A 15,599-nucleotide genomic window follows, 5' to 3' on the forward strand; every position below is an offset into this window, starting at 1 on the left:
CCATTCCGTCAGCTCCGGCCGCTGCGCCAGACCCGCCACAGAACACCGGGCGCCGCGAGCACGGGGTGCTTTTCGCGCCATGGTGTCAGGGCCACCGGCACGCCGGTATGTCGCTCGATCTTCCAGGCACCGTAGCGCGCGGCACCTTCGAATGTGAAACTGGCGCGCAGCAAGCGGGCGATATTGAGCGGCTTGCCAGCCAGCCAGTGCAGCCGCCAGGCGGTTTTCAGCCTGAGGCTGTCCGTGGAGGTCAGCATCGGCTCCAGCATGCCGCCGGCCTGCTGGAAAGGCACCGTGCCACCATCCCAGGCGAGCGGAAGCAGGCGCTCATAATAATCCGGATTGTTCTCGACGATCTGGGCATGGCGATTATTGCGTTCCACGCGCAGCTCTGCGGTGTAGGTCGCCTTGAATAGTGCCTGCCAATAATCGGCGGCACGGCCGCTTTCCGGCCCCAGCGCCGCGGCATAGCGACCGGCAGTGGACGCCGCCTGGGCGATGGCGGCGATGGTCCGGCGTTCGGCATGCGCATTTCTGGTCCAGATCAGCGCAGAAGGCTGGGTGAAGCGCGCCCAGATGGTGGTGTCGATGGTCTTGTCGGCCGCCGCGCGCGTGAACGTCGCCAGTCGCATCGTCGCGATCTTGGCCCGCAGCCGCATGCCGTCATGATCGAACTCGCGATAGCTGACCGTGGGCCAGATACCGCGTTCGCGCGGGCCGGAAGTGAGGATGTAGAAATCCAGCACCCCGTCGAGCGACCCGGTGCGCAGATTGGATCCGTAGAACAGAACGGCCTCGGCATCGGCATTGCGGGCGATCTCTTCTGCGATGGCACGCACCGCCGGCTGAACCGGCGCGGCCAGTTTCCCGGCCAGAAATGTCTGGATATTCACGGAATGATGAACCGCAAGGCGGTGGCCTCGCGCACGGTGAATGCTCCGGCAGGAAAGGTCTCGCCATCCAGCACGAAGCTGGTTTCGATATCGAGCTTCAGACTGCACGCATCGACCCGGTGATAACCGGCATCGTCCAGCTTCTGCGCCTGCGATCCGGACAGCAGCGGCAGAAAAGTGGCCGCCAGCCGCCGTGGAGGTGCGTCGATCAGCAAGGTCTTCAGGCCGGCGCGCGGCATACCGAAGGGTTTGAGGCCGATCGGCAGGCGTTCCAATGTGGACGCCAGCAGCAGATAGCGGTTGGCGCTGCCGTCCGGCGTGGTGCCGTGCATGCGATCGGCCCCGTCGCCATAGTGGATATCCATGCGGCTGCCCCGCCGCCAGGACGATCTGCCGCTGCCGAACAGCGTCTGGCCGATACCCCAGATCAGGGCCAGGCCAACCGCGATCCCGTCGAACGCGCCGGCCCGGTGCGTTTTCTGGGCCAGGTCGGTCGCGCTGACAAAGGAGCCTACACCCATGATGAACCCGCGCACGGGCACGCCGTCCGCTCCGGCAGGAACGATTTCCAGTGGGCGGCGGACTGCAATGCCCCCCGCCTGGGCGGCTGCCAGGCCATCTTCGAGGCTCCAGTTGCTCGGCACGCCGAGGTCGCCCGCCAGGGCGTTGGTCTTGCCGGTAGGCAACAGCATGACATCGGGCCAGTCCGTGCCCCAGATATCCCCGGCACAGGTCAGCACATCGCGCACCGTACCGTCGCCGCCGTCAATCGCCAGAATGTCGATCTTTCGATCGGCAAACATCAGCAGCACGTCCTTCAATTCGGATCGTGTCTTCGGCGCGCGGGCGATAATGTCGGACGGCACGCGGGACAGCGCCGTGCGCCCCTGATTGCGGTGGCTGCGTGGATTGACGATCAGGCCAAGCCGCTTCACGCCAGCGCGGCGGCTGCTGCTGCGCGTCTCACGCATGGACACAGCCTCTCTTTCGCCCCGTCCATGGTTCGGACGAGGCGGTTGATAGGCCTCCCGTTCCAGGCCGAAATCGTAGATGCTGTCGTTCATTACGGCCCATATTGCTTCAAATGCCGCCTTTCTCAACATCGTGCGCAGCTGCGTCACGATATTTCTTGGCCGCTGTGATATTGGAGAACCGGTCGAGAATAGCTTTTGCGCCGCGCTTGGCCGCAGATTCGCCTGTCCTGCTGAACGTGTGGGAAAACCGCGCGGCCTGCTCTTTACGGTATCGGTCCGGTTCCGCAAAGGCCCGTTCCAGCGCTTCGGGCAAGGCTTCGAGGCGGCTGACGACGTCGCCAAGCTGCCAATGCGCGAAATTGGGATCGGCCTGCCACGCGATCCCTTCCGGATTGAGAAAGATGGCGGGGCGGGGCTGTGCGATCCACTCATAGATCTGGCTGCTCGCATCGCCCAGATACAGATCGGCGGCCTGCGTATAGCTCATGTCGATCGAACGTTCGCTGCCGGGATCGATCAGGATGTTCGGCGCGCCGCCATGGTCCGGAAGCGCGCCCGGAAGACGCATGCGGCGATGTTCGACAGACGCGTGCATCCGGCGTTGGTACAGCATGACATGCGGAGCGACGATCAGATTGTAGCGGCCATCTTCGGCAAACCACCGGATGATATCGCGGCCCCAGTCATACCAGGAGGACAGCAGCGGATCGAAATGGGGGTTGTACAGGACGGTCGGGCGCACATCGGCAAACAGGCCGGGGGGCATAGTTCGTCCTGGCTTATCGAACGCAACGGTGTCGAACTTCGGATAGCCAATCACGGCATGATTGTCCTGGGTGACGAGCCCTTCGGCCAGCATCCGGTCGCGCACCTTGTCGCCCGACAGCAGGACAAGGTCGAACTGGCGGGTTTCAGGACGGAAGCCGATCGAGCGGTCGCCGGCGCCGTGGGGAATCCATACGAGCTTGAGCGATGTCAGCCCGAACCGATCGCGCAGCATGAGGGATGTCGTCTCGGGCACCACCAGAACGTCGAGCTGGGCAAAGGCGGACAGATTTTCCCGCAGAACGGCGATCCGGCGGAAAGGCGCTATCCAGCGCAGCGCCGCATCCAGCAAGCGTGCCGTCCTGCCAATGGAAAGACGCTCGAAGTGCACGGCGGCGGCAGCCTGCGCGCCGATGATGGCACGCACCTCTGTTTCCTGCGCCGCGCTGGAGGTCAGCACCGTAACCTCGGCGCGTGCATCCGGGACGAGCGCGCCGATGATCGGCGCGCTGTGGCGCACCTGATGCAGCGCATCATGATTGAAAAGAAAGCCGATCTTCATCGGTGCAAAAATGCGTCCACCGCGTCCGCTGCGCGCTGCGCAATACCCGGTGCGCGATTGCCGAGCGAGGCGGCCGCCATGCTTTCCTGTCTGTCACGATAGAGATGATGGCGTGCCGGTGCCGCGCGGATGGCGTCCATCAGCTGCGCCGGATCATCCACCACATCACCCAGATGCCAGTGGGCAAAGCTTGGATCGTCTTTCCAGTCGATACCGTGTGCATTCAGGAAAACGCAGGGGCGCGGTCTGGTCAGGAATTCGTAAACCTGGCTGCTGACATCGCCCACATAGATGTCCGCCGCCGCCGTGTAGCTCGTATCGACCGAGCGATCGGAACCGGGATCGACCAGAATGTTCGGGCCGCTGCGGGCACGCCAACGGGCGCGCAGTTTCTCGCTGCGGCGGCGGAACAGCTTCACATGCGGGGCGACGAGCAAATTGAGCGATGGGTCCTGCGCAAAGCCCGCCAGCATCGGTTCGATGAAGCGATGCCATGAGGTAAGCCTGGGTTCCTTGTGCGCGTTATAGAGCACCACCGGCTTTTCCCCGGCAAAGTCGAGCGGGGTCTGATCGGCCAAGCGCTCGCCCGTTTCCAGCTTCACCGAGCCGGTGAGCGCATAGTCGCCCTTGCGTACCAGGCCCTCGCGCAGCATCCGCTGCTCGGTCTTGGCACCGGCCAGCAGGACGAAATCGAACGTCGCGATCCGCGCGATGAAGCCGCGCGCCCGGTCGCCAAAACCATGCGGGGCATAGATCAGCCGCGGCCTGTCTGCCCCCAGCCGGCGCAGTGCGGCCACGCTGTTCTCCACGGCGAAAACGGCGTCACACCTGTTCAGTTCGGCCACATTGTCGCGCATCGTCAGATCCTTGAACATGCCGAGGATGCGGATGCGCTGCAGGGTACGGGTGAGCAGGCTGCGGCGCAGGCGATGTTCCGGAACAGACGGCGCGCCATAGGCAGCGCGGATGCGTTCGAGGTGATGGGGCGTGTCCGGATCATTATACAGGTTGACCACCTCCCAGCCTGGGCGGGACGCCAGTTCGAGCGCAATCGCCCCGCCATGATAGCATTGATAGGCTTCTGCGATATAGAGGAAGGCGATTCGCATGCCGCGTTCCATAGCGCCTGAGACGTGTGAGCCAAATTTAGAAGGCCGGATTTGCACGGTCACCATTTGAAAAGCCAACGCAAAAGGTATGCCGTGACTCCCAGCCCATTTCGCCGTGCCCTGCGCAATGTGGGATGGCTGCTTGCTGGCAAGGGCGTGGGTGCGGTGCTCAGCCTCATTTATCTCGGGCTGGCCACGCGCAGCCTTGGGCTCGATGGATTTGGCCAGTTCACGCTGATCCTCAGCACGGGCCAGGCGGTCGCAGGCTTTGTGACCTTTCAGTCTTGGCAGATCATTATCCGTTACGGTGTGGCGCTGCTGCAGGATGGCCGCATGGACGCCTTGGGGCGGCTCGCCCGGTTTACCATCCTGCTCGATCTTGCCGCCGCGCTGATTGGCTGCGTCATCGCGCTGGTCGCTATACTGCTGCTCTCGGCGCATCTCGGATGGTCGCCGCAACTGGAGCGGCGTGCATGGCTGTTCTGTGCCATTCTGCTGCTCTCCACCCGCTCGACGGCGGTGGGTATCCTGAGACTGCACGACAAGTTCAATGTGGGCGCCGCCGCAGACGCAGTCACCCCGATCACCCGGTTCATCGGCGCTGTGATCGCCACGGTCAGCGGCGCCACCGTGACCGGCTTTCTGATCGCATGGGCCGTGGCCGAAATTGCCACCGTGATCGCCTATTGGATCGCCGCCTATCGCACAGACCGTTCCTTTATCGGGCCATGGCGCGCTATTCGGACCGTGCCCGCCGATCATCCCGGTCTCACCCCGTTTGCGCTGACGGTGAACATCAATGCCACGCTGAACAATGGCAGCAAGCAGCTGCTGATCGTTCTGCTCGGCGTGGTGGCGGGCCCGGCCGCCGCGGGCGCATATCGGCTCGCATTCCAGCTTAGCCAGGCATTGGCGCGGCTGGCGGACATGTTTTCCCGCGCCGTCTTTCCCGAATTTACCCGCACCAGTGCCGATCCGTCGCCGGACGCGTTCAGGACATTATATCGGCAGGCCGCCCGCTTCACCCTCATCTCCGGTGCCATCATCTGCATTCTGGCGCCGATCGTCAGCAAACCGGTCTTGTCGCTGGTGGGCGGAAGCGAATTTGCCGATGCCTATGTCATACTGGTGCTGCTGAGCATTGCCACCGCGTTCGAGGTGATGGGCACGGGTTTTGAGCCGGTGCTGCTCGGCATTGGGCGCACGCGCACCATCATGGGCATCCGGATTGTCGCCACGATACTCCTGTTCGGCACGGCGGCGGTCACGCTGACGGCCTATGGCGGCATCGGCGCTGCGGCATCGACGCTGCTGGCGTCGGCGGCGGCGCTGGCGGGTTTCATGCTCTATGCCCACCGCGCCGTGCAGGAGAGCAGCACCGCCGCAGCACGGCTTTAAGCAGCGCTACGTAAGGCGCCGGACATGAAAAAGGCGCCGACCGTAGGGTCGACGCCTTTTCTCGAACAGTCGGGGCTGCGCGAATTACATCTGCGCATCCGCGTCATTTGTCGCATCCTCGACGGCGTCGCCCGCTTCGTCGGCACTGTCTTCAACGGCATCGCCCATGTCGGATGCGCTGCTTTCCATGCTTTCGCCCATCTCACCGACGCTGTCCTGCAGATCATTGCCCATGGCATTGGCTTCTGCCGTCGCTTCCTCGTCGGTGCCGCTTTGCGCGCAGGCGGCGAGGGCGGGCAGGGCGGCGATGAGCGAACCGGCTGCCATGGTCTTCAAGAATGTTTTCATGTGGTGCTTTCCTACTCTTAATATCAGCGCGCCGGTTGTAGCCGGCTGACGCGCCATTTCAAGAAGAGCGCGGACATCGAGCCGGCTGACCCTCGTGAGGGATGATGCATCAACGCTCGCTACCATTGGCTTTGCCCCACTGGCGTGCAACCGTATAGCCCAGATAGCCGGTGCCGAAGAGCGCGTAGAGCGGTTCGGGCAAGGCGGCGAGATAGCCGGTCATGCCCTGCGCAATGGCACTGGCCGTTGCCGGGCGGATGGCGGCAATCAGGCCCATCGGGATGGACCATAGAAAAAGCGCATACATGACATAGAGAAAACTGGGCCGCGCCCGGCTGGTCCAGGGGTCCCCGGACTGGGCTTCGGCAATGATCGCGGACAGGCGTGCGCGCACAGCGTCCAGCTCCCGATCATTGTCGAGCCGAAGCAGTTCCAGCTTGGCCTTGTCCCTGGCCCCCTGGTCCGGGATGATTTTATCGAGCAGCCCCGTGATAGGGCCAATGAGTGAACCGATAGGTGGCATAACTTTCTCCTCGCTAGAAGGATGAAATAACCGATATGGTGTTATGTAGGACAGGGATTTATCCAAAGGCGTAGCCTTTGGCGCCAGTGTGCACTTGCAGCCGGTTTAGCGCATGAACAGCAGTGGCTTTACCTTCACGTCAACGGAAAGGAGACGCCCGCTGCAAATGACCTAAAACAAAAGGGCCGCGAACTGGAACAGCAGCAGGAAGCCTGCGGCGCGCAGCTGTTCGCGCAGCGGCAGGAATTCACGTACGGCTTGCACGAAATCGGCCGTTATTACGCCGATTATGTCGATCTGATGGCCCATTGGGACGAGGTGCTGCCGGGCAGGGTGCTGCGCGTTCAGCATGAGGATGCGCTGGACGATCTGGAAGGCCAGACCCGCCGGATGCTGCACTATATCGGTCTGGAATTCGAAGAAGCCTGCCTCAACTTCCACACCACCAGCCACGCCGTTCGCACCGCCAGCAGCGAACAGGTGCGCCAACCCATCAACCAAAAGGGCAAAGACGCCTGGAACCCCTATGAGCCATGGCTCGGCAACCTGAAAGAAGCACTGGCGACAAGTGCGACCTGAGGCTGAAGGGCGACGGAGCTTCTGTTACGGTCGCCATCGGCCGTTCAGGCTGTTGGTCGCCCTAAGTAAACAGCATCCATAGCGCCATCGCCACCATCATTACATTTTCGGTTAATGAAACGAAGCCCAGCGGCACGTTGGAGCTGCCGCCCACGCAGGCGCATTTCAATTCCCGCTTTTGCACATAGACTGCGTAGAATACGGAAATGGCGCCAATGGTGCCAATGAACAGCGCCACCGGGATCGATATCCAGCCGAGCACGCGGCCCAGCATCAATATGCCCGCCAGCGCCTCGGCAAAGGGATAGATGCTGGCATAGGGCACCCAGCGCTGCGCTAGCAGATCATAACCCAGGAACATGGTGGCAAAGCCGCGCACATCCTGCAGCTTCTGGATCGCCAGCACACACATGGAGATGGCGATGAACATCTCGCCCGCCCGCACCGTAAGCAGCGCGCCGGTCATCGACCAGCTGAGCGTCAGCGCCATCAGCGCCGCGACCGCGAAGATCGCGATCACCGGCTTGTAGCTGGTGGCATCGGGGTCCGGCACAGACTTGCCCAGATGGCGGCGCAGATCGTCATTCCCGCCGATCCGCTGCCCATCGATAAAGGTCTGCGGCGTGGTTTTCACGTCATGCTTGGCCTTGAACGCGTCGGTCTGCTCGCGCGTCGTCAGCCAGTGATCATCGACGGTATAGCCCTGGCTTTCCAGCAGATGTTTCGATCGCAAACCGTAGGGACAGACATGCTTGTCCATGACCATGCGATAGAGGGTGGCGGTTTTCTTGCTCATCGTTTGTCTCCAGATCGTGTGGGCGGCCGGTTCAGTCCCTGGCGTTCAATTTGCCCTCAAAAGCGGGCACCGGACGGGCAGCGACCTCGGCTGCGGTGGTGACCTTGCCGTTCTGCTTGATGTCGTTCAGCAGCCACTTCATTTCCTTGATCTCCTTGCGCTGCGCCCGGATGATACCGTCGGCCAGTTCGCGCACGCGCGGATCGTCGATACCGGCGCGCTCGCTCGTCATGATCGCGATCGAATGATGCGGGATCATAGCGGACATATAATCGCTGTCGTCGATGGTGACCTGACTGCGCATCAGGAACAGGCCAAGCAGGAAAACGAACACGGCGACGGCCAATATGATGATGTTCTTGGCTTTATCGCGATACATGGACCACATGAAAGCCAGCATGACGGCAGCCATCACGCCGCCCATCATGAACATCATCCAGAAGCGCGTCTCGCTCCACATGACATGGTCCAGCTGATAGGTGTTGAGATACATCAGGCCGAGCATGATCACCGTCGACGTGCCAACCATGGCCATAAAGCGAGGATAACTGGCCCCCTGCTTCATGCTTTCCTGCGCGCTTCCATTCATCGATCCGGCTTCCTTCATCATCGTTTCACTTTCTCGAACAGATCCACCAGTTCGCTGAATTTCGCCTGCTGATCGGCCATGTCGCCTGATGCGATCGCTTCGGCCACGCAGTGCCCGGCATGATCTTTCAGCACCTGGCTTTCCACCTTGGCCAAAGCGGACTTCACCGCCTGGATCTGATGCAGGATATCGATACAGTAGCGATCATCCTCGATCATCTGCGCCACACCGCGCACCTGCCCCTCTATCCGGCGCAACCGGTTGATGCTGGACTTGTGATCGGCGGCCATCGCATTGCACCTTGTAATACCTGCTAGGGGTATCCAGATGGGCCTGATATAAAGGAGTTTCAAGTGCCATGCCGATGATCGTCTCGCGTCGAAATCTGCTGGGCGGCGCCGCTTTGGGTGGCGCCGCTCTGGCCGCGCCGGCTTGGGCGCGTGGCAGCAATCTGGCGAGCGGCGGCATGCTGCGTGCGGGCTTCGACGAGGTCAGCGGGTCGGTCATCGATCTCAGTATCGGCAAGGGCCACCGCTTGGTGCAGGGCCGTGCTGGCCACGGCATTGCCGTGAATGGCAGCGTGCCCGGCCCGCTGGTGCGCCTGACCGAAGGGCAGGCGGTCAAGATCAACGTGACCAACCATCTGAACGAGGACAGTTCGATCCATTGGCACGGAATCCTGGTGCCGTTTCAATATGACGGCGTGCCCGGCATCAGCTTTCCCGGCATCAAGCCCGGCGAAACCTTCACCTATGATCTGCCACCGATCCGCCAGACCGGCACCTATTGGTGGCACAGCCATTCCGGCCTGCAGGAACAGTCCGGCCATTATGGGCCGATCGTGGTCGATCCCAAGGGCGCCGATCCGGTGGCGGCAGAGCGCGACTATGTGTTGTTGCTGAGCGAATTTACCCCGCGCCATCCGCACGAGATTATGGCCAAGCTGAAAAAGGGTGAGGGCTATTTCAACTATCAGCAGACCACGGCCACCGACGATTATGATCTGAGCGGCGATCAGCGCCGGATGTGGGCGCGCATGCGCATGATGGCGACGGACATATTGGACGTGACCGGGGCCACCTATACCTATCTGGCGAATGGCCATGGCCCGAAGGAAGGCATGGAATATGCCTTTGCGCCGGGAGAGCGGGTGCGGCTGCGCGTCATCAACGGGTCGGCGATGACCTTTTTCAACCTGCGCATCCCCGGTCTGCCGATGACGGTGGTGGCCGCCGACGGACAGAATGTGCGGCCCGTGGAGGTGGACGAGCTGCAGATTGGCGTGGCCGAGACCTATGACGTGCTGGTGGAGCCCGGCGCGCTGGCCGCCTACACCATCGTGGCGGAGTCCATGGACCGGTCCGGCATGGCGGTCGCCACGCTTGCTGCCATCCCCGGCGCGAGAGCGGCGGTGCCCGCTCTGCGCGATCCGCCGCTGCTGACCATGGCCGATATGGGCATGAACCATGGCGGCGGCACGGAAGGGACGGCCGAGATGCAGGGCATGGACCATGGCGCGATGAGCCATGGCGCCGCGCCCTCGGGCAAGGACCATATGGCCGCTATGCCCGGCATGGATCACTCAGGCCTGGATCACTCCGGCATGGATCACGCCAAGATGGATCACCGAACGATGAGCCCGCCATCCGCCGGTTCAGGAAAAATGGCAGGCATGGATGATATGGCCGGGATGGATATGTCCGGCATGAAGATGCGCGACACCGCGCTGCTGCCGCCGGACGTCAAGGTTGGGCCCGGCATCGACATGGTGTCGATGAACCCGGTCGACCGGATGGGTGATCCGGGCATCGGGCTGGACAAGATGGATCACCGCATTCTCAATTATCGCCAGCTGGCCGCGCTTGCCCCCAATCCGGATCGCCGCACCCCCACGCGCTTCATGGAGATCCATCTGACCGGCAATATGGAGCGCTACATGTGGTCCTTTGATGGCAAGAAGTTCACCGCCGTCAGCGACGATCCAATCCGCTTCGCCTATGATGAGCGGGTGCGGGTGAAGCTGGTCAACGACACCATGATGGCCCACCCGATCCATCTGCACGGTCATTTCTTTGAGCTGGTGAACGGGGCGGACGCTGCGCATCAGCCGCTCAAGCATACTGTCATCGTGCAGCCCGGCGGCAGCGCCCAGTTCGATCTGACGGCCAACGAACCGGGCGACTGGGCCTTCCACTGCCATCTGCTCTATCACATGCATGCGGGCATGTTTCAGACCGTCAGCGTCGCCGCGCCGGGAGCGGCGGCATGAAGGCGCTCATCGCCCTGCTTCTGATCGGCAGCGCAACGCCTGCGTTTGCACAGCATAGCGGACATCAGATGGAGCCGGGCATGGTGATGCACACCGCCAAGCCAACATCGAAGCCAGCACAAAAACCGGTAGCCAAACCCGCGCCGAAGCCTGCCGCCAAGCCGAGCGCCAAACCAGCCGCCAAGCCTGCAACGGCCAAGACCAGCGCCGAGGCATCTTCACTCAAGCGACCGCTGGTGGTCAAAGACTCAGTTGCAGCCGCTCCAGGCGCGGCGTCTCCTGATGCCATGACCAGTATGGATGGCATGGAGGGTATGGACCACTCGACCATGGACCATTCTGCGATGGATCATTCTGCCATGAAAAATGGTAGCGTGAAGGAAGGCCAGATGGACCATGGAGCGATGGATCATGGCTCCATGGATATGGGTTCGGGCCCGATGGACCATGCTGCAATGGGCCACGCGGTGACCGCCGCCCCAAACGTCGAATCGCCACCACCTGCTGCCGCTGGCAATGGCCCCGCGCGTGCGGCGGACGCCATATGGGGCGCGGACGCCATGGCTGCGTCGCGTGCAAAGCTGGCCGCAACCCATGGCGGCCAGCAGATTTTATGGTTCATGGCCGACCGGGCCGAATATCGCGCGCGTGACGGCCGCGATGGCTATGTCTGGGATCTGCAGGGCAGCTATGGTGGCGATCTCGATAAAGTCTTTTTCAAGAGCGAAGGCGAGGGCAGTTTCGGCGAGCGGATCGAACGGGCCGAGGTTCAGGCCCTGTGGAGCCACGCCATCGCGCCGTTCTTCGATCTGCAAACCGGCATCCGGCAGGATTTCGCACCGCGCGATCGCACTTATGCCGTGATCGGTGTGCAGGGCCTCGCGCCCTATCGTTTCGAAGTCGATAGCGCGCTGTTTCTGTCCGATCGAGGCGATCTGACAGCGCGGCTGGAAGCAGAGCTGGACCAGCGGATTACCCAGCGCCTAATCCTGCAGCCGCGTGTAGAGGTGAACCTGTCTGCTCAGGATGTGCCCGAACTCGGCATCGGCGCAGGGCTGGACCGCGTGGAGGCAGGGCTTCGCCTAAGGTACGAAATCGCCCGCGAATTTGCGCCCTACATCGGCATGGAACAGGAGTGGAAAAGCGGACGCAGCGCCCGCTATGCCCGCAACGATGGCGAGGATCCGTCCGTCACCAGCTACGTAATCGGTATCCGCGCCTGGTTCTGATGAGGTTCGCGTGCGGCGCCTGCTGGCTGGCGTGGACGCAAGCCTGCCGGGTAGCTTGAGCACCAAGAAAGCCTTTGCGTTCGCCGCGATACGATAGCTATTTTACTGCCTGCTATCCTGCGGGACCGGCTGGGCGAGGGGCGATCAAGCTTCCTCCTGATTTGAGAGGCGAAACATGCTTGTTCCTAGACGGTCTGACTTGCGATCCATCATGCTGCGATCTGGCGCGGCGGGGGCCGCGCTTGCCCTTGGCTTTGCCGGCCAGGTGATGGCTCAGCCGCAGAGCGAAAAGCCGAACATGCAGACAGCGGCAGTTGCGCCGAGCGCGTCGCCTGCGCAGACCATCTTGTTTGTCGGCAACAGCTTTACCTTTGGTGCCCTATCACCGGTGTGGAAATATCGCGCCGCAACCGTCACCGATTTGAATGGGGAAGGGGTGGGCGGCATGCCCGCTCTATTCAAATTGTTCACCGAAGAGCTCGGTCTGCATTATGACGTCTATCTGGAAACAGCGCCGGGACGCTCCCTGGGGTGGCATTGGGCCAACAAGCGCAATGTGCTCGACCGAAACTGGGACCATGTCGTGCTGCAAGATTATAGTACCTTGGGCCCGGACAAGCCGGGCGACCCTGCGCAGCTTGTCGATTACAGCGCGCGCTTCGGTGCCATGTTTCAAAAGCAAAATCCGAAGGTGGATATCAGCCTGAACGCCACATGGTCCCGGCCAGATCTGACCTATCGGCCGGATCGTCCCTGGAGCGGTCAATCCATCTATCAGATGGCTCTCGATATCCGTCGTGGATACGATGTTGCGCAGCGCGCCAATCGCGCCGTTGCACGGGTCAACCCGGTTGGCGAGAGCTTCAATTGCGCCATCGCCGCTGGAATTGCCGATCCCAACCCCTATGACGGGGTCTCTTATGGCCAGGCCGATTTATGGGCGTTCGATCATTATCATGCCAGCGCGGCCGGCTATTATCTGGAAGCGCTGGTGGTACTCGGTTCGGTCACCGGGCGTGATCCGCGCGAGCTGGGTCGCGCTGAGCAAGCGGCTGCCGAACTGGGTCTGTCACCGGACCTCGCCGAAGACCTGCAGCGTACGGCATGGCGTCAACTTCAAGGCGAAGCATGCGCGCCGGACGCCCGCACCGACAGCTGATGCCCGTCCTTCACTGATCGGTCCGCCCCGGAGCATTTGTCCGGGGCGCAACCGGCAAGTCGCTTCTATTGCGGCATGAGCATAAAGCTGCCCGACAGACCGTCCGCTTCGGCCGATGGCGCTATCCATATCCGGAACAGGCCGGGCTCGACGGTGCGTTGCATATCCTGCCCAATGAACAACAGGTCGGACCGTGTCAGCTGGAAGAGCACATCGCGACTTTCGCCGGGCTTGAGCGCAATCTTGCGATAGGCCTTCAATTCGCGCACCGGCTGCGTGATGCTGGCGGCGGCATCATGAATGTAGAGCTGCACCACCTCTTCGGCGGCGCGCGCGCCCCGATTGCTGATGGTGGCGCGTAGATTCAGCGCGCCGTCCCATGGCAACCGGTCACTCTCGATGTGCAGATCCACATAATCGATGTCGCCATAGGTCAGGCCATGGCCGAAAGGATAAAGCGCGCTGTTGGGATATTTGCGGTAATGTGCCTTATATTCGGTCAAAGGCCCATCGGGATTGGGGCGACCGGTCGATTTATGGGCATAATAATAGGGCGCCTGGCCGGTGGCATAGGGAAAGCTGACGGGTAGCCGGGCTGACGGACTTTCCGCCCCGAACAGAATGTCCGCGCTGGCATGGCCGCTTTCCGATCCCAGAAACCAGCTGACAAGGATTGCCGGGGCATCACGCACAGCGCCTTGCAGCGCCAGAGCCCGACCGTTCTTCAGCAAAATGATGATCGGCGTGCCCGTGGCTGCAACCGCCTCCGCCAACGCCTGCTGCGATTCCGGCACTGTGATGCTGGTACGCGACTGTGCTTCTCCGGACATGTTGGTGCTTTCGCCAATGGCCAGGATCACCACGTCGGCGGCTTTCGCGGCCGCCACCGCGGCCTCGATGCCGCCGGGCAGGGGGGCGTCAATGTCACTACCCAGCGTAACGGTGACGGCGCTCTCGTCTTTGACGGCAGCGCGAACCCCGGTCGCCAAGTCGACGGCATCGGCATCTGTCCCATATACATTCCACGGCCCTACGAGATCATGTTGGCCGCTGGCGAAGGGGCCGATCAACGCGATTTTCTTGCCCGTGCGTGGCAGCGGCAGCAGATCTCCATCATTTTTCAGCATCACGATGGACCGGCGGCCAGCCTCGCGGGCCAGCTCCAACATTGCCGGCGTACGGATGCGGCTCGCCTCGCGTTTCGGATCGATCCGGCGGAACGGATCGTCGAACAGGCCGAGCTTGTGCTTGATCATGAGCACGCGGCGTACAGCCTCATCCAGGCGCGCCATCGGCACCTCGCCCGCCGCAACCAGGGATGGCAAATGCGCTATATAGTATCCGCTCTGCATGCTCATGTCGCAGCCCGCCATGAAAGCAAGCTTGGTCGCCTCACGTGCATCGGAAGCAAAGCCATGCGCGATCAGTTCTTCATCGCCCGTATAGTCCGAGACGACGAACCCGTTGAACTGCCATTCCTTGTGGAGGACATCGTCGAGCAGCCACGAGTTGGCGGTGGCCGGAACACCGGATAGCTCATTGAAGGAGGCCATCACGCTCAGCGCGCCCGCATCCAGCGCGGCTTCGAACGGTGGAAAATAGACGTCCCGCAGGCTGCGTTCGGAAATGTCGACCGTGTTGTAATCGAGCCCCCCCTCGGCCGCGCCATAGGCTGCAAAATGTTTTGCGCAGGCGAGGACATGGCGTTGATCGGTCAAATCGGCGCCCTGGAAGCCCTTTACACGCGCTGCTGCCATATCGCAGCCCAGCAGCACATCCTCACCCGAACCTTCCACGCCGCGGCCCCAGCGAGCGTCGCGGGCAATGTCCACCATGGGGGCAAAGGTCCAGTCGATGCCGGCCGCACTGGCCTCGATTGCCGCAGCGCGCGCCGTACGCCTCGCAAGTTCCGGTTCGAAACTGGCCGCTTCCCCGAGTGGAACAGGAAAAACGGTGCGCATTCCGTGAATGACGTCGGCGGCAAAGATCAGGGGAATTTTGAGCCGCGAATCGCGCATGACCGCTATCTGCATCTGACGTGCCATTTCGGCGCCATTGCCATTGAACACGCCGGTGAGCCGACCTTGACGTGCCTGCTCCAGCTGCTCCGAAAAGCTCGCGCCGTTGCCAGCCGGGTTTAGCGTGGTGGCCGCTCCGCCCGACCAGGCGGCCGCCATCAAGGTCAGCTGACCGGCTTTTTCCTCGGTCGTCATCATCTGGAGTAGCCGTTCCAGGCGGTCCGGCAATACGGCAGAAGCTTGCGAAACCGTCTGCGCCATCGCGCGCCAGGGGCTCGCGAGCCAGGCTGTTGTTGCTGCGGCGCCCATCATCAGCGCGCGCCGCGATACCGTGAAATCCTGCATAACCCTGTCTCTCCGCACCATCGATGTCGTCTATCCGTATTGA

General features: G+C 62.3%; 14 protein-coding genes and 1 pseudogene. 5 read left to right on the forward strand and 10 right to left on the reverse strand.

The annotated features are described in order from the left end of the window. Nucleotides 1–8 precede the first annotated feature (8 nt). From G410_RS0102760 to G410_RS0102775, 4 genes are read right to left on the reverse strand one after another with little or no spacing between them, the layout of a single operon-like run. Nucleotides 9–893, reverse strand: a complete 885-nt coding sequence (locus G410_RS0102760; RefSeq protein ID WP_022672136.1) for a hypothetical protein — start codon at nucleotides 891–893, stop codon at nucleotides 9–11. Then, nucleotides 890–1,957, reverse strand: coding sequence for a diacylglycerol/lipid kinase family protein (locus tag G410_RS0102765; protein WP_022672137.1), 1,068 nt, complete (start codon nucleotides 1,955–1,957; stop codon nucleotides 890–892). The genes G410_RS0102760 and G410_RS0102765 overlap by 4 nt, the downstream gene beginning before the upstream one ends. A gap of 16 nt (nucleotides 1,958–1,973) precedes the next feature. Then, the gene (locus G410_RS15350) at nucleotides 1,974–3,194 is read right to left on the reverse strand and encodes a hypothetical protein (protein ID WP_022672138.1); all 1,221 of its coding nucleotides are present in this window, start codon (nucleotides 3,192–3,194) and stop codon (nucleotides 1,974–1,976) included. Then, nucleotides 3,191–4,303, reverse strand: coding sequence for a hypothetical protein (locus G410_RS0102775; protein WP_028970984.1), 1,113 nt, complete (start codon nucleotides 4,301–4,303; stop codon nucleotides 3,191–3,193). Before G410_RS0102775 ends, G410_RS15350 begins: the two co-directional genes overlap by 4 nt. Before the next feature lie 93 nt (nucleotides 4,304–4,396). On the opposite strand from G410_RS0102775, the gene G410_RS15355 reads away from it, so the two are divergent. After that, entirely contained in the window at nucleotides 4,397–5,701 is a 1,305-nt protein-coding gene (locus G410_RS15355; protein WP_033317227.1) for a lipopolysaccharide biosynthesis protein, read from the forward strand. An 84-nt stretch (nucleotides 5,702–5,785) separates the two neighbouring features. Here G410_RS15355 and G410_RS15360 read toward each other — a convergent pair whose 3' ends face one another. Beyond that, complete coding sequence (locus tag G410_RS15360) at nucleotides 5,786–6,049, reverse strand: hypothetical protein (protein ID WP_022672141.1); 264 nt, start codon at nucleotides 6,047–6,049, stop codon at nucleotides 5,786–5,788. Nucleotides 6,050–6,158: 109 nt separating this feature from the next. After that, on the reverse strand, nucleotides 6,159–6,572 hold the full coding sequence (locus tag G410_RS0102790) for a holin family protein (protein ID WP_022672142.1): 414 nt from the start codon (nucleotides 6,570–6,572) through the stop codon (nucleotides 6,159–6,161). A gap of 222 nt (nucleotides 6,573–6,794) precedes the next feature. Between G410_RS0102790 and G410_RS17610 the strand changes: the two are divergent. Continuing rightward, nucleotides 6,795–7,151, forward strand: a pseudogene (locus G410_RS17610) (sulfotransferase family protein); the annotation flags it as partial. A gap of 61 nt (nucleotides 7,152–7,212) precedes the next feature. Here the strand turns inward: G410_RS17610 and G410_RS0102805 are convergent. The 3 genes from G410_RS0102805 to G410_RS0102815 all read right to left on the reverse strand — a co-directional run bounded on the left by G410_RS0102805 (nucleotide 7,213) and on the right by G410_RS0102815 (nucleotide 8,826). Further along, a complete protein-coding gene (locus G410_RS0102805) occupies nucleotides 7,213–7,947 on the reverse strand; it encodes a MauE/DoxX family redox-associated membrane protein (protein ID WP_022672145.1) in 735 nt (244 codons plus the stop codon). A gap of 31 nt (nucleotides 7,948–7,978) precedes the next feature. Then, complete coding sequence (locus G410_RS0102810; RefSeq protein ID WP_211214992.1) at nucleotides 7,979–8,476, reverse strand: DUF305 domain-containing protein; 498 nt, start codon at nucleotides 8,474–8,476, stop codon at nucleotides 7,979–7,981. Nucleotides 8,477–8,553: 77 nt separating this feature from the next. Continuing rightward, nucleotides 8,554–8,826, reverse strand: a complete 273-nt coding sequence (locus G410_RS0102815) for a metal-sensitive transcriptional regulator (RefSeq protein WP_022672147.1) — start codon at nucleotides 8,824–8,826, stop codon at nucleotides 8,554–8,556. Nucleotides 8,827–8,894: 68 nt separating this feature from the next. On the opposite strand from G410_RS0102815, the gene G410_RS0102820 reads away from it, so the two are divergent. The 3 genes from G410_RS0102820 to G410_RS15365 all read left to right on the forward strand — a co-directional run bounded on the left by G410_RS0102820 (nucleotide 8,895) and on the right by G410_RS15365 (nucleotide 13,193). Next, nucleotides 8,895–10,805 (forward strand): copper resistance system multicopper oxidase, encoded by a 1,911-nt coding sequence (locus tag G410_RS0102820; protein WP_022672148.1) that lies wholly within the window; start codon nucleotides 8,895–8,897, stop codon nucleotides 10,803–10,805. Next, on the forward strand, nucleotides 10,802–12,034 hold the full coding sequence (locus G410_RS0102825) for a copper resistance protein B (RefSeq protein ID WP_022672149.1): 1,233 nt from the start codon (nucleotides 10,802–10,804) through the stop codon (nucleotides 12,032–12,034). The genes G410_RS0102820 and G410_RS0102825 overlap by 4 nt, the downstream gene beginning before the upstream one ends. Nucleotides 12,035–12,245: 211 nt before the next feature. Further along, complete coding sequence (locus G410_RS15365; protein WP_051137171.1) at nucleotides 12,246–13,193, forward strand: hypothetical protein; 948 nt, start codon at nucleotides 12,246–12,248, stop codon at nucleotides 13,191–13,193. A gap of 65 nt (nucleotides 13,194–13,258) precedes the next feature. Here G410_RS15365 and bglX read toward each other — a convergent pair whose 3' ends face one another. Continuing rightward, a complete protein-coding gene (gene bglX / locus G410_RS0102835) occupies nucleotides 13,259–15,556 on the reverse strand; it encodes a beta-glucosidase BglX (protein WP_022672151.1) in 2,298 nt (765 codons plus the stop codon). Between the last annotated feature and the right edge of the window lie 43 nt (nucleotides 15,557–15,599).

It is taken from the genome of Novosphingopyxis baekryungensis DSM 16222 (assembly GCF_000420305.1).
GTDB classification, from domain to species: domain Bacteria; phylum Pseudomonadota; class Alphaproteobacteria; order Sphingomonadales; family Sphingomonadaceae; genus Novosphingopyxis; species Novosphingopyxis baekryungensis.